Origin of the sequence: Nitratireductor sp. GCM10026969 (genome assembly GCF_042660605.1) — a bacterium.
In the GTDB taxonomy this organism is placed as follows: Bacteria; Pseudomonadota; Alphaproteobacteria; order Rhizobiales; family Rhizobiaceae; genus Chelativorans.
This window is the reverse complement of sequence record NZ_JBHSUM010000276.1, coordinates 1-2,168: the sequence shown is the minus strand read 5'-3', so window position 1 is coordinate 2,168 and position 2,168 is coordinate 1. Positions and strand designations below refer to the sequence as shown.

Sequence of the window (2,168 nt, the reverse complement as noted above, 5' to 3'; positions counted from 1 at the left end):
GCCCACGCCTGCACGCCAGCCTGTCGCTGCATCCGGGCGACCTGTCGCTGACAGGGGACGATCCGCAGGCGGGCCTTGCCGCCGAGGTCCTCCGGGTGCGCTACCGCGGCGACCATTTTCGCGCCGAGCTCGCGCTCGGTGCCGATCCGCGGATCGTTCTGCCCGTCAACCTGCCCCAGCGGGTGCCGGTGGGGCAGAAGGTGGCCGTCGCGCTGCGCGACGGCTGGGTTCTTCCGGACCCGAATCTTGCCCAAGCTCAAGCCGCTTAACTGAAGGATGATACGATGAGAGTCTCGACCATTGCCCTTGCGGCCGCGCTCGCCGTCGCGCCGTTCGCCGCTTCCGCCCAGACCACGCTCACCCTCTACACCAGCCAGCCGCCGGAGATCGCCCAGCAGACGGTCGACGCCTTCCAGGCCGAGCACCCCGACATCGAGATCGACTGGATCCGCAACGGCACCTCGGCGCTGATGAACGTGCTGCGCGCCGAAATCGAGGCAGGCGAACTGAAGCCCGACGTGCTTCTGGTGGCGGACGTCATCAATCTCGGCCAGCTCAAGGCCGAGGGCCATCTGATGGCTTACCCGGAAGCCCCGGTCGAGCCCTACGACCCGGCCACCTACGACAAGGACATGACCTTCTTCGGTACGAAGGCGATCACCACCGGCATCGCCTACAACACCGAGAACGCCGAGCCTGTCGAGAGCTGGGCGGATCTCCTGGTGGAGGAAAACCGCGGCCAGATCGCCGTGCCGAGCCCGCTCTATTCGGGCGCCGCGCTCAACCACCTCCATGCCCTCATCAACAATGAGGACATCGGCTGGTCCTTCTACGAGGGGCTGGAGCAGCTCGACATCGTGCCGGAAGGCGGCAACGGCCCGGCGCTCAAGGCCGTCGCCTCGGGCATGGCCAAGTATGGCATCATCGTCGACGCCAACGTGCTGACCGCAAAGGCGCAAGGTTCGCCGATCGACTACATCGCGCCGGCCGATGGCGTCTCCTTCATCACCGAGCCGGTGGCGATCATGGCCAACACGGACCAGCCGGAGGCGGCCAAGCTGTTCGTCGACTTCCTTCTGTCCAAGGAGGGCCAGGAGCTGGTGGCCGAGCAGAACTACCTGCCGATCCATCCCGACGTGGCGCCGCCGGAAGGCTTTCCCGCGATCTCCGGCATGAAGCTGCTGGGCTATGACGCCGACGCGGCGGTGAAGGACAACGAAGAGGTGCGCGCCCGCTTTGCCGACATCTTCGGCGGCTGAGCCGGGACCATGACCGACACCACGCAAACCTTCGAGGAGCGCCCCACGCGGGCGCTTCTCCCTGTGCCGAGGTTACGTCGGCCGAACACCGAGCAGGTGACACTGGTCCTGCTCGCCCTGCTTGTCGCGGCGGTTTCGCTGGGTCCGCTCCTACGCCTGATCTGGGCGGCGCTGATGCCGGACGGCGCGTTCGATACGGCAAGGCTCAAAGAACTCCTGTGGAGCCGCAGGGTCCTGGAGGCGATCTGGAACACCGTCTATATCTCGCTTTCCGCCACCGTTCTCGCCGTGGTCGTGGGGACCGCCGCCGCGCTGCTTGTCGGCCTGACGGACATGCGTTTCAGGACGGCCTTCGTCTTCGGCTTCGTCCTGCCGCTGATGATCCCGCCGCAGGTGACCGCGCTCGCGTGGATCCAGTCCTTTTCGCCTGCAAGCCCCATCCTCGGTGCGCTCGGCCTGTCGCTGGAAGGGGGCGTGCGCCATCCGCTCTATTCGGCCGCCGGCATCATTCTGCTGCTCGGCCTCTACAACGCGCCGCTCGTCTTCCTGACGGTGCGCGCCAGCCTGCGGCGCCTGCCGGGCGAACTGATCGAGGCGGGCCGCGCGGCGGGAGGACGGCCCTTTCGTCTTCTTCTCGAGATCGTCCTGCCCCTGTTGCGCGCCGGCATTTTCGCCGGGGCCGCCCTCGCTTTCGTCTCCTCCATCGGCAATTTCGGCATCCAGGCGATGCTGGGCATTCCGGCGCGCGTGCACACGATGATCACGCTCATCTACCGCAGGCTCAACGCCTACGGTCCGTCTGCTTTGAACGACATGGCGCTTTTGGCGGTGGTGCTCGCCGTTCTCACCATTGCCGGCGTGGCGCTTGCGGGCTGGCTCGGCAGCCGCGGCGACCAGCGGGTCAGCGGG

General features: G+C 67.1%; 3 protein-coding genes. All 3 read left to right on the top strand.

The genetic code is table 11. The features are described 5' to 3' along the window. Positions 1-269 (top strand): TOBE domain-containing protein (locus ACFP9U_RS24810; RefSeq protein WP_378625530.1); only part of this gene is annotated, 269 nt, incomplete at its 5' end. A 15-nt stretch (positions 270-284) separates the two neighbouring features. Then, positions 285-1,259: an ABC transporter substrate-binding protein gene (locus ACFP9U_RS24805; RefSeq protein WP_378625528.1), complete on the top strand. Its 975-nt coding sequence runs from the start codon at positions 285-287 to the stop codon at positions 1,257-1,259. Positions 1,260-1,268: 9 nt separating this feature from the next. Then, a partial coding sequence (locus ACFP9U_RS24800) for an ABC transporter permease (protein ID WP_378625527.1) occupies positions 1,269-2,168 on the top strand: 900 nt, incomplete at its 3' end.

What these genes read in the sequence shown, in the direction of transcription:
- ACFP9U_RS24805 (WP_378625528.1), top strand. Translation starts at nt 285, where the DNA reads ATGAGAGTCTCGACCATTGCCCTTGCGGCCGCGCTCGCCGTCGCGCCG.